Origin of the sequence: Mycobacterium angelicum (assembly GCF_002086155.1) — a bacterium.
Taxonomy (GTDB): domain Bacteria; phylum Actinomycetota; class Actinomycetes; order Mycobacteriales; family Mycobacteriaceae; genus Mycobacterium; species Mycobacterium angelicum.
Genome location: NZ_MVHE01000428.1, coordinates 1 through 248, shown reverse-complemented (window position 1 = coordinate 248; position 248 = coordinate 1). Strand labels below are relative to the sequence as shown.

Below are 248 nucleotides of genomic sequence, written 5' to 3'. Positions count from 1 at the left end.
CGGATAGCTGAATGGCACGGCCAGCAGCGGATCGCTACCAGCGAGGAGCAACGGGCCGAAGCCGAAGGAGACCGCGGCGGCGCTGGAGCCGACCGTCTCGGGCCCGATCAACGGGTGCCCCAACAGCGCCTGGGCGGGCGCATTCACGGCGTTCACCACGGTCTGCTGGACGTTGGCGGCTTCGGCGCTGGCGTAGGCGGCCGCACCGCCCCGCAACGCGCCCACGAACTGGTTATGAAAACCCGCGA

Annotated in this window: 1 protein-coding gene; it reads right to left on the bottom strand. The window is 70.2% G+C overall.

Annotation, left to right across the window (positions count from 1 at the left end; translation table 11 throughout):
• On the bottom strand, positions 1-248 hold a 248-nt coding region (locus tag BST12_RS30125; protein WP_245850636.1), incomplete at both ends, for a PE domain-containing protein.